The 17,728-nt window shown below is 74.5% G+C and carries 15 protein-coding genes, 1 tRNA gene and 1 pseudogene; 5 read left to right on the top strand and 12 right to left on the bottom strand.

Annotated features, from left to right (window positions below; genetic code table 11):
- Window positions 1-36: 36 nt before the first annotated feature.
- On the top strand, window positions 37-1,395 hold the full coding sequence (gene selA, locus ACZ470_RS28230; RefSeq protein ID WP_468431662.1) for an L-seryl-tRNA(Sec) selenium transferase: 1,359 nt from the start codon (window positions 37-39) through the stop codon (window positions 1,393-1,395).
- A pseudogene (locus ACZ470_RS28225) lies at window positions 1,392-3,140 on the top strand (SelB domain-containing protein); the annotation flags it as partial. The gene selA and the pseudogene ACZ470_RS28225, both read left to right, overlap by 4 nt.
- Before the next feature lie 44 nt (window positions 3,141-3,184).
- Here ACZ470_RS28225 and ACZ470_RS28220 read toward each other — a convergent pair.
- A tRNA-Sec gene (locus tag ACZ470_RS28220) sits at window positions 3,185-3,277 on the bottom strand.
- Window positions 3,278-3,334: 57 nt separating this feature from the next.
- Here ACZ470_RS28220 and selD point away from each other — a divergent pair.
- Window positions 3,335-4,360 (top strand): selenide, water dikinase SelD, encoded by a 1,026-nt coding sequence (gene selD, locus ACZ470_RS28215; protein WP_468431660.1) that lies wholly within the window; start codon window positions 3,335-3,337, stop codon window positions 4,358-4,360.
- Window positions 4,361-4,365: 5 nt separating this feature from the next.
- Here the strand turns inward: selD and fdh are convergent, their stop codons facing one another.
- The 11 genes from fdh to ACZ470_RS28160 form a co-directional block, all read right to left on the bottom strand.
- Window positions 4,366-7,626, bottom strand: coding sequence for a formate dehydrogenase (gene fdh / locus ACZ470_RS28210; RefSeq protein WP_468431659.1), 3,261 nt, complete (start codon window positions 7,624-7,626; stop codon window positions 4,366-4,368).
- Between the two features lie 74 nt (window positions 7,627-7,700).
- Entirely contained in the window at window positions 7,701-8,624 is a 924-nt protein-coding gene (gene nrfD / locus ACZ470_RS28205; protein WP_468431795.1) for an NrfD/PsrC family molybdoenzyme membrane anchor subunit, read from the bottom strand.
- Between the two features lie 50 nt (window positions 8,625-8,674).
- On the bottom strand, window positions 8,675-9,559 hold the full coding sequence (locus ACZ470_RS28200; protein WP_468431657.1) for a 4Fe-4S dicluster domain-containing protein: 885 nt from the start codon (window positions 9,557-9,559) through the stop codon (window positions 8,675-8,677).
- A gap of 57 nt (window positions 9,560-9,616) precedes the next feature.
- Complete coding sequence (locus ACZ470_RS28195; protein ID WP_468431655.1) at window positions 9,617-10,726, bottom strand: CapA family protein; 1,110 nt, start codon at window positions 10,724-10,726, stop codon at window positions 9,617-9,619.
- A 15-nt stretch (window positions 10,727-10,741) separates the two neighbouring features.
- Window positions 10,742-12,016 carry a hypothetical protein gene (locus ACZ470_RS28190; protein WP_468431653.1) on the bottom strand — a complete coding sequence of 425 codons (1,275 nt, stop codon included), beginning with the start codon at window positions 12,014-12,016 and terminating at the stop codon, window positions 10,742-10,744.
- Window positions 12,013-13,311, bottom strand: a complete 1,299-nt coding sequence (locus ACZ470_RS28185; protein WP_468431652.1) for a bifunctional glycosyltransferase family 2/GtrA family protein — start codon at window positions 13,309-13,311, stop codon at window positions 12,013-12,015. Before ACZ470_RS28185 ends, ACZ470_RS28190 begins: the two co-directional genes overlap by 4 nt.
- 126 nt (window positions 13,312-13,437) lie before the next feature.
- Window positions 13,438-13,890 carry a cellulase gene (locus ACZ470_RS28180; protein WP_468431650.1) on the bottom strand — a complete coding sequence of 151 codons (453 nt, stop codon included), beginning with the start codon at window positions 13,888-13,890 and terminating at the stop codon, window positions 13,438-13,440.
- Window positions 13,891-13,901: 11 nt separating this feature from the next.
- Window positions 13,902-14,408, bottom strand: a complete 507-nt coding sequence (locus ACZ470_RS28175) for a SigE family RNA polymerase sigma factor (protein WP_468431648.1) — start codon at window positions 14,406-14,408, stop codon at window positions 13,902-13,904.
- 196 nt (window positions 14,409-14,604) lie between these two features.
- A complete protein-coding gene (locus ACZ470_RS28170; protein ID WP_468431646.1) occupies window positions 14,605-14,955 on the bottom strand; it encodes a DUF8129 domain-containing protein in 351 nt (116 codons plus the stop codon).
- Window positions 14,956-15,016: 61 nt separating this feature from the next.
- On the bottom strand, window positions 15,017-15,394 hold the full coding sequence (locus ACZ470_RS28165; RefSeq protein WP_468431794.1) for a DUF6479 family protein: 378 nt from the start codon (window positions 15,392-15,394) through the stop codon (window positions 15,017-15,019).
- A 45-nt stretch (window positions 15,395-15,439) separates the two neighbouring features.
- Window positions 15,440-15,838 (bottom strand): ChaB family protein, encoded by a 399-nt coding sequence (locus tag ACZ470_RS28160; RefSeq protein WP_468431645.1) that lies wholly within the window; start codon window positions 15,836-15,838, stop codon window positions 15,440-15,442.
- 125 nt (window positions 15,839-15,963) lie between these two features.
- Here ACZ470_RS28160 and ACZ470_RS28155 point away from each other — a divergent pair, with 125 nt between their 5' ends.
- Together ACZ470_RS28155 and ACZ470_RS28150 are read left to right on the top strand one after the other, a co-directional pair.
- Window positions 15,964-16,335 carry a four-helix bundle copper-binding protein gene (locus ACZ470_RS28155; RefSeq protein ID WP_468431643.1) on the top strand — a complete coding sequence of 124 codons (372 nt, stop codon included), beginning with the start codon at window positions 15,964-15,966 and terminating at the stop codon, window positions 16,333-16,335.
- A gap of 124 nt (window positions 16,336-16,459) precedes the next feature.
- On the top strand, window positions 16,460-17,728 hold a 1,269-nt coding region (locus tag ACZ470_RS28150; protein WP_468431641.1), incomplete at its 3' end, for a serine/threonine-protein kinase.

Raw genomic sequence — 17,728 nt, 5'->3', positions numbered from 1 at the left:
ACCGGCCGGCAACCGGGCCTGAACGGAGGAGGTCGGGTGGATCAGTGGGCCGCACCTGGGCCGGTGGACGAGAGAACGCCCCGGGCCGCCGACGGTGACGTACGGCGGCGGATCCCGCGCACCGACGCCGTACTGCGCGATCCCCGGCTGCTCCGGGCGGCGGTCCTGCTGGGAGCCGGGCAGGTGAAGTCGGCGGTCCACCGGGCCCAGCAGAGGGCCCGCGAGGGCGCCGTACCGCCGGAGGCGGTGGCCGACACGGCGGTGGCCCTGCTGCCGCGGTCGCCGACCGGACTGCGCCCGGTGATCAACGCCACCGGGGTGCTGCTGCACACCAACCTCGGCCGGGCCCCGCTCTCCGCGGCGGCCCGGCAGGCCGTGTGCGACGCCGCCGGACCCACCGACGTCGAACTCGACCTGAGCACCGGCGTGCGGGCGCGCCGGGGCCGCACCGCCCTGGCCGCCCTGCGCGCGGCCGTGCCGGCCGCCGCCGCGGCGCACGTCGTCAACAACGGGGCCGCGGCGCTGGTCCTGGCCGCCACCGCCCTCGCCGCCGGACGGGAGATCGTCGTCAGCCGGGGCGAGCTGGTGGAGATCGGCGACGGCTTCCGCCTCCCCGACCTGCTGGTCTCCACGGGAGCCCGGCTGCGCGAGGTCGGCACCACCAACCGCACGACCGCCGCCGACTACGCCGAGGCCCTCGGCCCGGAGACGGCCTTCGTGCTGAAGGTGCACCCCTCCAACTTCCGGATCACCGGGTTCACCCGTGCCGCGGGCGTCGGCGAACTCGCGGAACTGGGCGTCCCCGTCGTCGTCGACATCGGATCCGGACTGCTCGCCCCGCATCCGCTGCTGCCCGGGGAACCCGACGCCCGCAGCCAGTTGACGGCGGGGGCGGCCCTCGTCACCGCGAGCGGCGACAAACTGCTCGGCGGACCGCAGTGCGGACTGCTCCTGGGCCGGGAGGACCTCGTCGGCACCCTGTCCCGGCATCCGCTCGCCCGCGCGCTGCGCGTGGACAAGCTGACCCTGGCCGCCCTGGAGGCGACGCTGGGCGGCCCACGGACCCCCACCGGTGAGGCACTCGGCGTCGACCCGGCACGACTGGGACGGCGCGCCGAGCGGCTCGCCGCGCTGCTGCGGGCCGACGGCATCGACGTACGGGCCGTGCCGAGCGAAGCGACGGTGGGCGGCGGCGGAGCACCCGGCGTGACCCTGCCGAGCGCCGCGCTGTCCCTGCCCGAGCGCTACGCGGCGGCCCTGCGCACCGGACCGGTCCCGGTGGTGGGGCGCCTGGAGGACGGGCGGTGCCTGCTCGACCTGCGGGCGGTGCCGGAACCGGACGACGAGCGGCTGGCCGAGGCCGTGCGGTCGGCCGGGGAACGGCGGACGACATGAGGGTGCTGGCCACCGCCGGGCACGTGGACCACGGCAAGTCCGCGCTGGTGCGGGCGCTGACCGGGATGGAACCCGACCGGTACGAGGAGGAGCGGCGCCGGGGCCTCACCCTGGACCTCGGGTTCGTGTGGACCCGGCTCGACCCGCCGGACGGCGAGGACCTGGCCTTCGTCGACGTGCCGGGCCACGAGCGGTTCGTCGCCACCATGCTGGCCGGTGCGGGACCCGTGCCGGCCGTGCTGTTCGTGGTGGCCGCCGACCAGGGCTGGCAGGAACAGTCGCGGGAACACCTGGAGATCCTCGACGCGCTCGGCGTGCGCCACGCCGTGCTCGCCGTGACCCGCAGCGACCTCGCGGACCCCGAGCCCGTACGGGCGGACGCCGTCGCCCGCATGGCCGCCACCTCCCTCGGCGCCGTGCCCTCGGTCGCCGTGAGCGCGGTGACGGGCGAGGGACTGGAGCACCTGCGCAAGGAACTCGCCGCGCTGGCCCGCGCGTTGCCCGACCCGCCCGCCGACGCGGACGTACGGCTGTGGCTCGACCGCGCCTTCACCGTGCGCGGCCACGGCACCGTCGTCACCGGCACCCTCGGCGCGGGCACCCTGCGGGTCGGCGACCGGCTGGTGACGGGCGACGGGACGACCGCGCTCCGGGTGCGCGGGCTCCAGTGCCTGCACGAGGACCGGTCCGCCGTCGGGGGAGTGGCCCGCGTCGCGGTCAACGTGCACGGAGCCGCCGACGCCGTACTCGGCCGCGGGCAGGTGCTGTTGACGCCGGAGCGCTGGCTGCTCACCGCGACGACCGACGTCCGGGTCGGCGGCGCGCCCGTCGACGAGCTGCCCCGCGAGATCACCCTGCACATCGGCACCGCCGCGGTGCCGGTGACGGTCCGCCCGCTCGGCACGGACACGGCCCGGTTGACGCTCACGCGGGAACTGCCGCTGCGCATCGGCGACCGGGCGGTGCTGCGGGAACCCGGCGGACGGCGGCACCCGCCCTGCGGGGTGACCGTGCTGGACGTCCGGCCGCCCCGGCTGACCCGGCGCGGCGCCGCCCGGGCCAGAGCCGCCGAACTGGCGCGGCTCACCGGCCGCCCGGACGGCGCGTCGGAACTGGGACGGCGCCGGCTCGTCCGCCGCACCGAACTCGAGGCGATGGGCGCGGACGCCCCCGCGCCGCCCGTCGCCGGGGACTGGCTGGCCGACCCGGGGCACTGGGCGGCGCTGCGGGACCGGTTGGGCGCCGAGGTGGCACGGCACGCGGCACGGCACCCCCTGGACCCCGGACTGCCCACCGAGGCGGCCCGCCGGCTGCTGGACCTGCCGGACCGGACCCTGGTCGACGCGCTCGCCGACGCGCCGGGCACGGTGCCGCTGCGCAGGAGGCACGGGCGGCTGCACGGCCCCGGAGCGGACGGACCCGCCCTGCCGCCGCCGGTCCGGGCCGCCGTCGACGCCCTCCGGGAGGAGCTCCGGCGGTCGCCGTTCCACGCCCCGGAGGCCGGCCGGCTGGCCGAACTCGGCCTCGGCCGCAGGGAACTGGCCGCCGCGGTCACGGCGGGCGCGCTGCTGCGGATCACCGACGGCATCGTCCTGCTGCCCGGAGCCGACGCCCGCGCCGCCGCCGTACTGCGCGGCCTGCCCCAGCCGTTCACCCTGAGCGAGGCCCGCCGGGCCCTGGACACCACGCGCCGGGTGGCCGTACCGCTGCTGGAGTTTCTGGACGAGCGGGGCCTCACCGAACGCGTGGACGACCGAAGCCGGCGCTGCCGGCCCGACGGCGCGGAGAGCGGAGGCGGACGGGAATCGAACCCGCCTGCCCGAGATCCTCGGGCACCTCGGTTTTGAAGACCGGGAGGGCCACCAGGCACCCACACGCCTCCACCGCCCGCCCAGGCTACCGGCTCACCCCACCCGAACCCCGACAAGGAGCCAGGCGGATGCACTCCCCGACGCGGACACCCGTACGCCTCACACAGTTCGCGCACGGCGGCGGCTGCGCCTGCAAGATCCCGCCCGGGGAACTGGAGGACATGCTCGCCGGCCTCACCGCACCGGTGCCGGTAACGGGGGACACTCCGCTCCTGGTCGGACCGGCCACCGGGGACGACGCTGCCGTCGTCACCCTGCCGACGCCGGGCGGGTCCGCGTCCGGGGCCGTGGTCTGCACCGCGGACTTCTTCACCCCCGTCGTCGACGACCCCTACGACTGGGGGCGGATCGCCGCCGCCAACGCCCTGTCCGACGTGTACGCGATGGGCGGACGGCCGGTCGTCGCCGTCAATCTCCTCGCCTGGCCGCGCGACGTGCTGCCCTTCGAGCTGGCGCGCGAGGTGCTGCGCGGCGGGCTGGACATCGCCGCCGCGGCGGGCTGCCACGTGGGCGGCGGACACAGCGTGGACGACCCGGAACCCAAGTACGGGATGGCCGTCACCGGCCTGGCCGACCCGGACCGGCTGCTGCGCAACGACACCGGCCGGCCCGGCATGCCGCTGTCGCTGACCAAACCCCTCGGCGTGGGAGTGCTGAACAACCGGCACAAGGCCACCGGCGAACGGTTCGAACAGGCGGTGGCGACGATGGTGGCGCTCAACCGGGACGCCTCGGCCGCCGCCCTGGCCGCCGGGGCGACCTGCGCCACCGACGTCACCGGCTTCGGCCTCCTCGGCCACCTGCACAAACTCGCCCGCGCCTCGGACGTCACCGCCGTGCTCGACACCGCCGCCGTGCCCTACCTCGACGGGGCCCGCGAGGCCGTGCGGGACGGCTACGTCAGCGGCGGCACCCGGCGGAACCTGGACTGGGTGACGCCGTTCACCGACCGCGGCTCCGCGGACGAGGACACCCTGCTGCTCCTGGCCGACGCGCAGACCTCGGGCGGGCTGCTGGTCGCGGGCGAGGTGCCCGGCGCGCCGGTCGTCGGCGAACTCGTCCCGAAGGGCACGCACTCCGTCGTCCTGCGGTGATCCGCTCACGCCTCCCTGCCGGTGTCCTCGTCAATGCTCGCCCGCTCCCGGTAGCCGCGCACCAACTCCCGGGCGGCCGGACCCCGGGGCCGGCGCCCCGGCCGGATGTCGACGGCGAACGCCTTCGCCTCCTGGATGTGCGTGTTGGGGTCGAGGGACAGATGCAGCAGCTCGTTGGCGGCGTCACCGGTGCTGTAGCCGTTCGGGCCCCAGTGGTAGGGGAGCCCGACCTGGTGCAGGGTGCGGCCGTGCACGGTCAGCGACGCCATGCGCTCGGTGACCAGCACCCGTGCCTCGATCACGTTGCGGGCGCTGACGATCGTCGCCCAGCCGGTGTGCTCCAGCCCCCGCTCGGCCGCGAGGTCCGGTGACACCTCGCAGAAGAACTCCGGTTGCAGCTCCGCCAGATAGGGCTGCCAGCGGGACATGCCGCCCGCCGTGTGGTGCTCGGTGAGCCGGTAGGTGGTGGCGACGTACGGGAACACCTCGGCGCCCGGGTCGTCGCCGCTCGGCTGGTAGCGGTTGTCCGGGTGCGGCGGCAGCAGATGCCGTACCGGGTTGCGCTGACGGCCGTACAGCAGGTTGGGGAACGGCGAGTCCTGCGGCTCGTAGTGCGCCGGCAGCGGACCGTCGGTGAGCCCGGACGGCGCGTACAGCCAGGCCTTGCCGTCGTCCTGCATGATGAACGCGTCGGTGCCCGACAGCGCCTCCGGCCCGGTCGCGCCCTCCGGGGGCCGGTGATCGGGGGCCTTGTCCTTCTTGAAGTCGGGCACGTCGTGCCCGGTCCACTCGCCCCGCTCCGCGTCCCACCACACCAGTGCCTTGCGCTCGCTCCACGGCCTGCCCTCCGGGTCGGCCGAGGCGCGGTTGTACAGCACCCGCCGGTTCGCGGGCCAGGCCCAGCCCCACTGGTTCGCGACCCAGTCCTGCCGGTCGCCCGGTGTGCGGCGGTCGGCCTGGTTGACGCCGTCGGCGTGGACCCCGCAGTAGATCCAGCAGCCGCACGCGGTGGAGCCGTCGTCCCTGAGCTGCTCGTAGCTCGACAGCGGGACCCCGTCGGCGTCGCGTCCGTTGATCTCGGCCAGGACCGCTTCGGCGTCCGGCTCGGCGAGCGGACCCTTCGTGGGGTAGTCCCAGGTCAGGTCGAGCAGCGGCCGGTCCATGGGATCGGTGGACGCGGCGAGCTTGTCCCGGATGATCCGCCCGAGGTGGAAGGTGAACCAGAGGTCGCTGCGCGCCTCGCCGGGCGGTTCGACGGCCTGGTGGTGCCACTGGAGCAGACGTTGGGTGTTGGTGAAACTGCCGTCCTTCTCGGTGTGCGCGGCCGCCGGCAGGAAGAACACCTCCGTACCGATGTCCTCGGTGCGCAGCTCGCCCGTCTCGATCTCCGGGCCGTCCTGCCACCAGGTGGCCGACTCGATGAGGGAGAAGTCCCGGACGACGAGCCAGTCCAGGTTGGCCATGCCCAGCCGTTGCAGCTTGGCGTTGGCGGAGCCGACCGCCGGGTTCTCGCCCATGAGGAAGTAGCCCTTGCAGGTGCCGTTCAGCTGCGCCATGACCGTCTCGTACGTGGAGTGGGAGCCGGTCAGCCGCGGCAGGTGGTCGAAGCAGAAGTCGTTCTCCGCCGTCGCCGCGTCGCCCCAGTACGCCTTGAGCAGGCTCACCAGATACGCGCGCATGTTGCTCCAGTAGCCCTTGGTCGCCGCGTCGGCCCGGACGAAGGCGTCCAGGTCCTGCTTGTGGTGGGCGTGCGGCATCGGGATGTAGCCCGGCAGCAGGTTGAACAGCGTGGGGATGTCCGTCGACCCCTGGATGGAGGCGTGCCCGCGCAGGGCGAGGATGCCGCCGCCGGGCCGGCCGATGTTGCCGAGCAGGCTCTGGAGCACGGACGCCGCGCGGATGTACTGCACGCCCACGGTGTGCTGGGTCCAGCCGACCGCGTACGCGAACGCCGTGGTGCGGTCCCTCCCCGAGTTCCCGGTCACCAGGTCGCACACCTGCTGGAACAGGTCCTGGGGGACACCACAGACCCGCTCGACCATCTCGGGCGTGTAGCGGGCGTAGTGCCGCTTGAGGACCTGGAGGACGCACCGCGGGTGGGTCATCGTTTCGTCGCGTTCCGGCTCGCCCTTCGGCAGGGTGGGCCCGCCGGAGCCGTGGGTCTCGCCCCGTGCGGCCTCCGCGACGGACGGACGGGACCCGGTGGGCTCCTCGAACCGCTCGTCGCGCTGCCCCGAGGCCGCCCGCACCTGGGTGCCCCGGTACTGCCACGTGCTCGGGTCGTAGCTGCGGCTGTCGGTGTCGAGCCCGGAGAAGACGCCGTCGAGGTCCTCGGTGTCGCGGAAGTCGTCCCGGAGGATCACCGGCCCGTTGGTGTACGCGACCACGTAGTCCCGGAAGTACGCGTCGTTCTCCAGGACGTGGTGGATGATCCCGCCGAGGAACGCGATGTCCGAGCCGGCCCGCAGCGGTACGTGCACGTCGGCCAGGGCGCTGGTGCGGGTGAACCGCGGGTCGATGTGGATCACCTTCGCCCCGCGGGCCTTGGCCTCCATCACCCACTGGAAGCCGACCGGATGGCACTCGGCCATGTTGGAGCCCTGGATGACGACGCAGTCGGAGTTCTGGAGGTCCTGCTGGAAGGTGGTCGCGCCGCCGCGGCCGAACGAGGTTCCCAGACCGGGAACGGTGGAGGAGTGTCAAATGCGCGCCTGGTTCTCGATCTGGACGGCGCCCAGCGCGGTGAACAGCTTCTTGATGAGGTAGTTCTCCTCGTTGTCCAGCGTGGCCCCGCCCAGGCTCGCGATGCCGAGGGTGCGCCGGGTGCGGGCCTCGTCGACCTCCCACTGCCAGCCCGCCCTGCGGGCCTCGATCACCCGGTCGGCGATCATGTCCATGGCCGTGTCCAGGTCGAGACGTTCCCACGAGGTGCCGTGCGGACGCCGGTACAGCACCTGGTGCTCGCGGGCGCCTCCGGTGGTCAGCTGGAGGCTGGCCGCGCCCTTGGGGCACAGCCGGCCGCGTGAAACGGGGGAGTCGGGGTCACCCTCGATCTGGGTGACGCGGCCGTCCTCGACGTACACGTTCTGGCCGCAGCCGACGGCGCAGTAGGGGCAGACCGACTTCACCACCCGGTCCGCCGTGGCGGTGCGGGGCGTGAGCCGGCCAGTGGCGCCGCTCTTCGCCGCGGCGCCCCGGCCCAGCGGGTCGGTGCCCGTGAGCTGGCGGTGGACCGGCCAGGAATCGATCCATGTGCGCACGCCCATGGTGCCTGCCCCTTCCGGCGGAGTCCCGATCGCCGTGGCGGAGTACCCACGCGTGCCCGGCCCAATCCCGATGCTCAGCGCCCGGCGTCGCTCCCACCGGCCCGCGACCGTGCCTCCAGCCGCTCCCGCTGCGGTACGACGGTGTACTTCGGGTCCTCGGCCGAGGCCACACCCGCGCGGAACACGCCGAGCCGCAGGCCCGCCGAGCCCGCGAGCAGCGCCGTACCGGCGAGGGCGGAGACCGCCCGCCCGCGCCGGCCCGCGCAGACCGCGAGCGCGGCGCCGCCGGCCGTGAGCACCTCCGCCGCGCGCAGCAGCGTGCGCGGCCCGCCCGTCTCGTAGGGCTCGGCCACCAGGCCCAGCCGCTCCTTCATCAGCCGGAAGGCACCCAGTTCGAGCACCGCGCCCAGGGCGGCCATGCGCCGTGCCGGACCGGTCTGGTCCACCGGCGCGGCGGCCAGGGCCAGCCCGGCCGCCGCGCAGGCGCCGGAGCCGGCGAAGACGAAGGGCATCTCGCGGCGGCCCTCGTGCCACGACGGCACGGCCGTGTCGGAGATCAGCACGGCGGTGTACGTCGCCACGGCCGGGCCGAGGGCGGCGGCGCACGCCGTGGCCGCGGTGCCCGCGATCCGGTACCTGCCCGCGACGTCGGCGGCGGCCGCGGCCATCGTGAGCGGCGCGTAGCCCGCCAGCAGCCACGACCCCAGGTTCAGCGGGGACGTCGGCTTGACGACGCGGAGCATGTTGAGGAACCGCTCCGGGCGGCCCAGGTCGTGCACGAGCGCGGCCAGCGACAGGGAGATCGCCCCCGCCGCGCCCAGTTTCGCCGTGCGGGCCAGCGCGGGCCGTGCGGTGGCCTGCGCCCCGGCGGCCAGCAGCGACGACGCCCCCGCGAGGCCGCCGAGGAACAGGTAGCCCGCGACGTCCAGCGGCTTCCAGGTGGGACTCTTCAGGACCGGCCGGCCGTAGTACGAGGCGAACTCGGCGTCCGGGACCATGGCCCGCTCGCCGCGCCCCCGGCGGCGACGCGGACGCCCGGCGCTCGCGCTCACCTGGGCCGCCCGGTGAAGCTCACCACGGCCACAGCGGCCAGCGAGGCGGCGGCCGCCGCCGCGTGCCGCCACATGGCGGGCAGATCGCGGGTGGTGACGACCGGGTCGGGCGGCAGCCCGTACACCTCCGGATCGTCCAGCAGCAGGAAGAACGCGCCGTCGCCGCCGACGCCGTCCCCCGGGTCCTCGCCGTACAGCCGTGCCTCCCCGGCGCCGGCCGCGTGCAGTTGCGCCACCCGGCCCGCCGCGCGTTCCCGCAGCTCCTCCAGGGGGCCGAACTGGATGGAATCGGTCGGGCAGGCCTTGGCGCAGGCCGGTTCCATGCCGTCGCCGAGCCGGTCGTAGCAGAGGGTGCACTTCCAGGCGCGCCCGTCGTCGGGCCGCTGGTCGATGACCCCGTAGGGACAGGCGGGCACGCAGTAGCCGCAGCCGTTGCAGATGTCCTCCTGCACGACGACCGTGTCGAACTCGGTGCGGAACAGCGAGCCGGTCGGGCACACGTCGAGGCAGGCCGCGTGCGTGCAGTGCTTGCACACGTCGGACGACATCAGCCAGCGCATGTCCCCCTGCCCGTCGGGGGCGGAGAGGCCGCGTGCCGCGTCGAAGACGTCGACGTCCTCGTGGCCGGTCCCGGGCTCCGCGCCGGCGGGCGGGGTGCTCCGCTCGATGAACGCCACGTGCCGCCAGGTGCTCGCACCGAGGCCCTGGGTGTTGTCGTACGACATGCCGGTCAGCTCGAGGCCGTCCTCGGGGATGGCGTTCCACTCCTTGCACGCCACCTCGCACGCCTTGCAGCCGATGCACACCGAGGTGTCCGTGAAGAAGCCCATGCGTGGCGGGGGATCGGTGTGACCGGCCGCTCGCGCGATGTCGTCCGTCATACGGGACCTCCTGCCTCGGCCGGGCACGGGTGCCCCGGGCGGGTGCGGCCGAAACGGTCACCGGGGGACGGGGGAGAGGGCGAGCGTGCCGTCGGCGGCCGGGGCGATGTCCACGCCGCTGATCCGGGCGAGCGTCTCGCCCAGCCACGCCCGCTCGTCCGGCGCCGCGTGTTCCAGCCGCATCCGCCGCGCCCTCAGCGGGACCATGCGCAGCGCGGCCGTCCGCCCGGTGTCGGGGGCGACCGACAGGAGCCAGGCGAGCCGCAGGTCGTCGCGGTACTCCTCGTAGCCGGTGATGCCCTCGTAGTCGTCGACGAAGTCGCCGCAGCCGTGGAGGATCAGCCGGCCGCGGTACGTCTCGACCGGCCGGGGGTGGTGCGAGGAGTGGCCGTGGACGACGTCGGCACCGCCGTCGACCAGCGCGTGGGCGAAGCGGACCTGGCTCCGCGGGACGTGGTAGCCCCAGTTCGAGCCCCAGTGCACGGACACCACCACGATGTCCCCCGGGCGTTTCGTCCGCCCGATCCGCCGTACGACCGCCTCGGCCGCGGCGGGCGACGGCTCCGGGACGAACGCCACACCGGACCCCTCCGCCGTCGCCGCCCAGCTCGGCGGGATGCCGCTCGACATCATCCCCAGGGCGAACACCAGCACCCGGCCGCCGCCCTCGACGGGCACCACGGCGGGCGCGTACGCCGCGTCGGCGTGCCGTCCCGCGCCCGCCGTCCGCAGCCCCGCGGCGGCCAGCGTGTCCAGCGTCTCCCGCAGCCCCGGGCGGCCGAAGTCCAGTACATGGTTGTTGGCCAGGACGCACACGTCGGGCCGGGCCACCGCCAGCGCCGGCACGTTGGCCGGGCTCATCCGGTAGTGCACGGCCTTCCCCGGCGCGAACGCGTCGCTCCGCGTGACGGAGGTCTCCAGATTGACGATCCGCACGTCCGGGGCGGCCTCCCCGGGCACCTCCAGCGCCCGGCCCCACGGCCACGGGAACGGCACCGGGCGGGGGATCGGTCCGTTCGCCGCCTCCGCCAGCTCCACGTATCCGCGCGCGTCCCGGATCCATTCCTCCCGAAGCGCGGGGTCACCCGGGTGCGGAAGGACCTGGTCGACCCCGCGGCCGAGCATCACGTCACCGCACAGGAACAGTCTCACCGTCCCGGCGCCCATGCCTCCACCGTAGGTCTAGGGCACGCCCAGTTCGAACAGGATGTACCCCGCGTACGACCCGGAGGCCAGGGCCGCCGTGCCCAGCACCGCGGCCAGCGAGGGCCACCGGAGCCGGCGCATGGCCAGCGCGAGCGGGATGAACAGCGGGAACAGCGGGAGCAGATAGCGGGAGACGTTGCCGAAGATCTGCTGGGTGGCCATCACCATCACATACGACAGCACCGTGTAGACGACGAGCACGGCCGGCGGGCGCAGCCGCATCAGGAGCACCGTCAGCACCGGCACGAGGAGCACCACCCCGACCCCGATGATGTCCGGGTACGGCATCGCGAAGAGATAGTCCGTGTGGCCCACCGGCACATTGGTCAGCACGTCGAGGGTGTGCCGTCCGTAGTCGAACTTGTGGGCCCAGGCGCCGTCCTGGAGCTTGTTGTAGCCGCCCCAGTCGCCCATGCGGTACCCCACCCAGCCCAGATAGCCGGCCACGCCCAACGGGGCGATCGCCACCGCGATCAGCGGGCGGCGGATGCCCTCCTCGCGGCGCCACACCGCGAGCAGGCCGGCGACGGCGAGGGCGGCGACCAGGGTGACGGCGGTGGGCCGGGCGAGCCCGGCGGTGAAGGTCAGCACCCCGGCGGTGAGCCAGTGACGGGTCATCACGGCGTAACAGGCCCAGACGGCCAGCGCCGTGTACACCGACTCGGTGTACACCGCCCACTCCGCGCCGGAGCCCGGCCACACCGCCCACAGCCCGACGGCGATCAGACCGGCGCGGCGCCCGCCCAGCCGGGCCGTCACGGCGTATATGCCGAGCGCCGCGACGAACGAGAAGACGACCGACACGGTCAGGCCGGCGCCGTACGGGCCGAGTCCCGTGACCTCCGAGACGATCCGCATCAGCGCCGGGTACAGCGGGAAGAACGCCGCCGAGTTGCCCTTCAGGGTGATCAGGCCGGTGGCGCCGGGTACCGGCTCCAGTGCCGGGTCGTAGCCGTGCAGGGCGATCTGCTGGTACCACCAGCCGTCCCAGGTGCCCAGCACGTCCCAGGTGTGGGCGCCGCCGCCGAAGCGCGGATGCTTCTCCCGGAAGTCGCCGGCCGAGTCCAGCAGGTACATGAAGACGGCGAAGCCGGCGAACTTCAGCGCGCCGTACACCGCCAGGACGGGCCCGTAGTGCACGGCGGCGCGGCGCAGCCGCTCGCGCGGGTCCGGGGAGGCCGGCGGGGCCGTGTCGGGCCGGGGCACGGACGACGGGGCCGGGCCGGTCTCGCTGGTCCCAAGGGTGGTCATGAGGCGGACGATCCTGTCGTACGGCGGGCGTGCCGGCCGGGGAACACCCAGGCCCGCAGGAGGAGGAAGCGCAGCAGTGTCGCGGCGAGGTTGGCGGCGATCAGCGTCAGCAGCTCCACACGGGGCGCCGCCCCGGGAGCCGTGCGGTGCAGGACGGCCAGCGAACCGCTGGTCAGGGCGAGACCGACCAGGAACGCCGCAAGACCCTTGAGCTGATGGCGCAGCACCCCGCCGCGCCCCCGCACCCCGAACGTGAGCCGCCGGTTCGCGGCGGTGTTGGCCACGGCGCTCAGCAGCAGGGCGAGCGCGTTGGCCGCCTGGGCGTCCGCGACGGACCGGAGCAGGCTGTAGAGCAGCAGGTAGAACAGCGTGCTGGCCACCCCGACGCCGGCGAAGCGGATCAACTGGGGCACCAGGGCGGGCGGCAGTCCGGCGGCCTTGTCGAGTTCCTCGGGCCGGCGCAGCGCCGCCAGGGGCAGCCGGCCGCGGGCCAGCGCCCGCCCCAGCCGGGCCATGCCGCGCAGATCCGCCAGCGCCGTGGAGAGGATGTCGACCCGGCTGTCGGGGTCGTCCACCCAGTCCACGGGCACCTCGTGGATGCGCAGCCCGGCGCGTTCGGCTATCACCAGCAGTTCGGTGTCGAAGAACCACTCCTGGTCCTCGACCAGCGGGAGCAGCCGCTCGGCGACGTCCCGCCGTACCGCCTTGAAGCCGCACTGCGCGTCGGTGAACCTCACGGCGAGGGTGCCGCGCAGCAGCCCGTTGTAGCAGCGGGAGATGATCTCCCGCTTCGGTCCGCGCACCACCCGGGAGCCCCGGGCCAGCCGGGTGCCGATGGCGATGTCGGAGTGTCCGGAGATCAGCGGGGCCACCAGCGGCAGCAGGGCCGCGAGGTCGGTGGACAGGTCCACGTCCAGATAGGCGAGCACCGGGGCGGAGGACCGGGACCAGGCGGTGTGCAGGGCGCGGCCGCGCCCCTTCTCCGCCAGCCGGATCCACTCCGTGCCGGGCAGCTCCCCGGCCAGTCGCTCGGCGATCTGCGGGGTGCGGTCCGTGCTGGCGTTGTCGGCGACGGTGATCCGGAAGGGGTACGGGAAGGTCTCCGCGAGGTGCGCGTGGAGCCGCCGCACACAGGGCTCCAGGTCGTTCTCCTCGTTGTGCACGGGCACGACCACGTCCAGGACGGGCTCCGGATGGTGGGCCGGCAGCGGCGCCCGGCGCGGCAGCGCCACCTGTGCCGCGGACGCGGCGGATGTGCGGCGGTCGGTCGCTGCCGACCGCCTCGCGGTTCTCATGACGGATTCACGGTCTCTTTCCGGCGTACGGCGTCTCGGGCCCTGGTACGGGCCCGCCGCGCCCGAGGGATGGTCGGGGGAACGGCCCGGGACGGGGTGGTCCACGGGTGGGGACTGCACAAGCCGCTAGCCGCTGTCGGCCGGTGGCGAGGTCGGCGGCGGGGCGGAGACCCGGGGGGTCGTCGTGGCCGGCCGGGTGGTGCCGGGCGTGCCGGTCGGCGTGCCGCCGTACCCGGGTGCCGTCGTGCCGCCGCTCGTGGTGAAGGAGGGGCCCGTCGGCGGCTCCGACGTGCTCGGGGCGGACGTCGGCGAAGGGGACACCGGGGGCGGCGTCGGGCCGGTCGCGGGCAGGGGCGGCCGGTCGGCGGGCGCGGACCGGGAGTCCGTGCCGGGCAGCAGGGCGAGAACGACACTCAGCCCGGCCACCGCGAGGGCCGAGCCGCCGGCCCGCCACAGCAGCCGGGACCGGCGGCGCACCCGGATGCCCTCGTACAGCCGCCGCCGGTGCTCGGGCCGGAACGGGACCGGCTGCCGGGAGTCGCTCATCATGCGTGTCAGTTCACGCTCGAAGTCGTCCATCGCTTCTCCCCTCACCCCACGGGCCTGACGGACTCGGACAGGATCTGCCGCAGCCGTGCCACACCGCGCGACGCGTGGGAGCGCGCGGTGCCCACCGGGCAGCCGAGGGCCTCCGCCACCTGCCCCTCGGGCAGGTCCTCGCAGTAGCGCAGCACCACCGCGGCCCGCTGCCGGGGCGTCAGCTGCGCCAGCGCGGCCTCCAGCCGCGAGCGCTCCGCGACGGCCGAGGACACGTCACCGGGTCCCGGCCGGTCGGGCAGTTCCCCCACCGGACGCTCCCCCCACCAGCGCCGCCGGGCCGAACGGGCCGCCATCCGCACCAGGATCTGGCGCACATACGCCTCCGGGGCCTGCTCGGCGACCTTCGGCCAGGCGAACCACAGCTTCACCAGGGCCTCCTGCACGAGGTCCTCGGCGCGCTGCCGGTCCCCGCCGGTGAGCAGCCGCGCGACATGGAGCAGCGCCGACCAGCGGGCGGCCACGAACTCGTCGAAGCCGTCCACCCGAAACCGCTCCATCCCCACCGCCCCGTGTCCGAACAACCCCCTGCACCTGAGACAAAGACTCATGACCCGGCGAAACGATGCACCGAAGTCGTGTGATCCACCTCACTTCGCGTACGCGAAAGGGCGGGTCATGCGGTCCATGACCGCCTTCCGGCGGCCGATGGACGCACGACCCGCCCCGTCGCGTACGGGCGGTGTGCGGCCCTGCCTACGTACGGTCGCCCTTCGGCTTGCCCCGCTGGTCCGGGGTGCCGTGCGGCGGCGGGCCGAACGGCTGCGGCGAGGTGGCGGGCGAGACCGGGGACCCGGCCCGCCCGGAGCCCTGCTCGGGGCGCAGCGCGTCCGGGTCGCCGGACGTCGGCTCGGCGCCCGCGCGCAACTGCTCCAGCCTGGCCGTCAGCAGTCCGGTCGCCGTGACCCGGTCGGCGTGCGAGCGCTCGTACGCCAGCAGCTCCTCGACCTCGCCCGCGGACAGCGAGCGGATCCGGCTCTCCAGGCCGCCGATGGGCAGATGGTCGTAGTCGGGCAGGGGCAGGCTGTTGCGGGCGGGATCTGCCATGGTTCTCACTTCCTGTGTACGACGGTGCGGGGGCGCCGGCGGTTCACCGCCGGGCGGGCGGTCAGTGGCTGCCCGGTCCGCCGCTGCCGAACGCTCCGCTGCCGCCCTCCTCCCAGCGGGGCCGCTCCTGGGACGCGCTCGTGCGGCTGCCGGCGTTGCCGTGGCCCTTCAGCTCGTGCGGTGTCAGCCGCTCGTCGCTTCTGGGCACCTCGTCCGCCTCCCGCCGCTCCCGCACCTCCTGGACCGGGCCCCCGTCGGGCATGCGCGGCTGCTCCTCGGGGCGGGGCCGGCGCGTCCTGCTGTGCCTGACCCGGTGGCTGCCGAAGACGAACATGCCGATCAGCAGGGCCAGGACCACCAGACCCGCCACCACGAGTCCGGCACCGAGGGCGCCGCGGCCCGCCGCGAGGTCGGCCGCTTCCATCCATGAGGTGTTCATCATGGCTCGCGGGTACCCCCGGTCCTGTTCACGAACCGACTCACCTCACCGCGACGCGCGGGTACGGCCGCGGTTCTCCTTGCGGATCGCGTCCAGCAGTTCCGCCTTCGTCATCCGCGACCGCCCCTCGACGCCGAGGCGCTTGGCCACGCCGTAGAGATGTTCCTTCGAGGCCTGCTCGTCCACGCCCTCGCCGCTGCGGCCGCCCTGCCCGCGGGGCCGGGCGGACTGCGGGTCGGAGGGACCCTTCCGGCCGCCCTCCTTGCGCTCCCAGTGGTCGCCGACCTTCTCGTACTGGTGCTTGAGCGCCCCGTAGGCCACCCGGTGCGCCCGTTCGCCCTCGCCGTACTGCTCCACGGCCGAGTCGTGCGCCTTGATCCAGGTGCGCCGCGCCTCGTCGGAGGAGCGCTCCAGGGTCGAGGGGAGTTCCTGTCGTCCGGGCACCTTCCCCACCTCCGTCACCGCTCGGGTTCCCGGCCGCACGGGTCCCCGGCGCGGCACCTCGGAAACCGCGCGGAACCCTTGGGGGCACGGGGTTTGACCGCCGTCGCGGCGGCTACCCGCGCCCTGTGACGACGACATCGCAGAAGGAGCTCTTCCGGTTCCTGGAGGACCGCTTCGCCTGTGCCCAGGCGTGCACCGAATGCGCGCGGGCCTGCGCGACGCGCGCCAGTCTCGTGGACCCGGACGGCACCGACAACCAGGAACTCGTACGACGCAAGGGCATCATGTGCGCGGAGGTCTGTGACGCGACCTGCCGGGTGCTGTCCGAGCAGAACCAGGTGGACGAGGCGACCATCCGGATCCAGGTGGAGTGGTGCCGCCAGGTGTGCCTGGAGAGCGCGCAGGCCTTCGACGGGCACACCGGCGCGGAAGCGACGGCCCAGGCGTGCCGCGCCTGCGCACGGGCCTGCACGGAATTCCTCGTCACCCTGAACTGACCCGCCGCCGTCCCGCGCCCGGCACGACCGTACCGGTCCGGCACCGTACAAACTCGGGCGAGTTGTCGCCATACTGGACGAGCCAGGGGAGGGCGGCGGACTGCGACGGGGGCGGGCGGACGCGATGGGGGACACCAGGCTGATCCATGGCCGTTACCGGCTGCTGGACCGGATCGGGCGCGGCGGCATGGGGGAGGTGTGGCGGGCACGGGACGAGTCACTGGGGCGGCTGGTCGCCGTGAAGTGCCTCAAACCCGTCGGCCCGCAGCAGGACCAGCAGTTCGGCCGCGTGCTGCGCGAGCGGTTCCGGCGCGAGGCCCGGGTGGCCGCGGCGCTCCAGCACCGGGGGATCACCGTCGTGCACGACTTCGGGGAGTCCGAGGGCGTGCTGTACCTGGTGATGGAACTGCTCCGGGGCCGCAACCTCAGCCAGATGCTGGAGGACAACAAGCAGCATCCGCTGCCGGTGGACGAGGTGCTGGAGGTCGCCGAGCAGGTCGCCGCGGCCCTCGCCTACACCCACGACCAGGGCGTCGTGCACCGGGACCTCAAGCCCGCGAACATCGTGCGGCTGGACGACGGCACGGTGAAGATCTGCGACTTCGGCATCGCCCGGCTCGGCCACGACATCGGCTTCACCTCGCGGCTGACCGGCACGGGCGTCGCCATGGGCACCCCGCACTACATGTCGCCGGAGCAGATCAGCGGCTCGGAGGTGGACCGGCGCAGCGACCTGTACTCGTTCGGCTGCGTGCTGTACGAGATCGCCACCGGCGTCCCGCCGTTCGACCTCGACGACGCCTGGGCCATCCTCGTCGGCCACCGCGACACACCGCCCCGGCCGCCGCGCCGTCACCGCGCCGAACTGCCCGAGCCGCTGGAGCGCGTCATCCTGGACCTGCTGGCCAAGGAGCCCGGCGGGCGACCGGACAGCGCCCGCGAACTGTCCCACCGCATCGGCACCCTGCGGTCCACGCAGGCCCCCGCCCGCGCGCACCTCGTGGGAGTACCCGACACGACCGGGGCCGCGGTCGGCTCGGAGCCCGGGGCTCCTGAGCCTTTCGGGGTGGCGGCCCGTGGGTGGTCGGTGCCGGCCGAGGAACCCGAGCCGCTCGGGGTGGCGGACCGTGGGTGGTCGGCGGTCGGTCCGGAACCCGCCAGGGAACCCGAGCCGTTCGGGGTGGCGGGCGGTGCGCGGTCGGCGGTCGGGCCGGAGTTGTCCGGGGAAGCCGGGTCGTTCGGGGTGGCGGATGGTGCGGGGCCGGGGTCGGCCGGGGAGCGTGAGTCGTTCGGGGTGGCGGGCGGTGCGCGGTCGGCGGTCGGGCCGGAGTTGTCCGGGGAAGCCGGGTCGTTCGGGGTGGCGGATGGTGCGGGGCCGGGGTCGGCCGGGGAG

This window comes from Streptomyces sp. NPDC031111, from assembly GCF_055570675.1.
Note: the sequence above shows the minus strand (reverse complement) of the source record. Positions and strands in the feature narration are given on the sequence as shown.

What these genes read in the sequence shown, in the direction of transcription:
- ACZ470_RS28180 (WP_468431650.1), bottom strand. Translation starts at nt 13,890, where the DNA reads ATGGACGACTTCGAGCGTGAACTGACACGCATGATGAGCGACTCCCGG.
- ACZ470_RS28170 (WP_468431646.1), bottom strand. Translation starts at nt 14,955, where the DNA reads ATGGCAGATCCCGCCCGCAACAGCCTGCCCCTGCCCGACTACGACCAT.
- nrfD (WP_468431795.1), bottom strand. Translation starts at nt 8,624, where the DNA reads ATGGTCCCGGACGCCGAGTTCGCCTCGTACTACGGCCGGCCGGTCCTG.
- ACZ470_RS28185 (WP_468431652.1), bottom strand. Translation starts at nt 13,311, where the DNA reads ATGAGAACCGCGAGGCGGTCGGCAGCGACCGACCGCCGCACATCCGCC.
- selD (WP_468431660.1), top strand. Translation starts at nt 3,335, where the DNA reads ATGCACTCCCCGACGCGGACACCCGTACGCCTCACACAGTTCGCGCAC.
- ACZ470_RS28190 (WP_468431653.1), bottom strand. Translation starts at nt 12,016, where the DNA reads ATGACCACCCTTGGGACCAGCGAGACCGGCCCGGCCCCGTCGTCCGTG.
- ACZ470_RS28175 (WP_468431648.1), bottom strand. Translation starts at nt 14,408, where the DNA reads ATGGAGCGGTTTCGGGTGGACGGCTTCGACGAGTTCGTGGCCGCCCGC.
- ACZ470_RS28195 (WP_468431655.1), bottom strand. Translation starts at nt 10,726, where the DNA reads ATGGGCGCCGGGACGGTGAGACTGTTCCTGTGCGGTGACGTGATGCTC.
- ACZ470_RS28200 (WP_468431657.1), bottom strand. Translation starts at nt 9,559, where the DNA reads ATGACGGACGACATCGCGCGAGCGGCCGGTCACACCGATCCCCCGCCA.
- ACZ470_RS28165 (WP_468431794.1), bottom strand. Translation starts at nt 15,394, where the DNA reads ATGAACACCTCATGGATGGAAGCGGCCGACCTCGCGGCGGGCCGCGGC.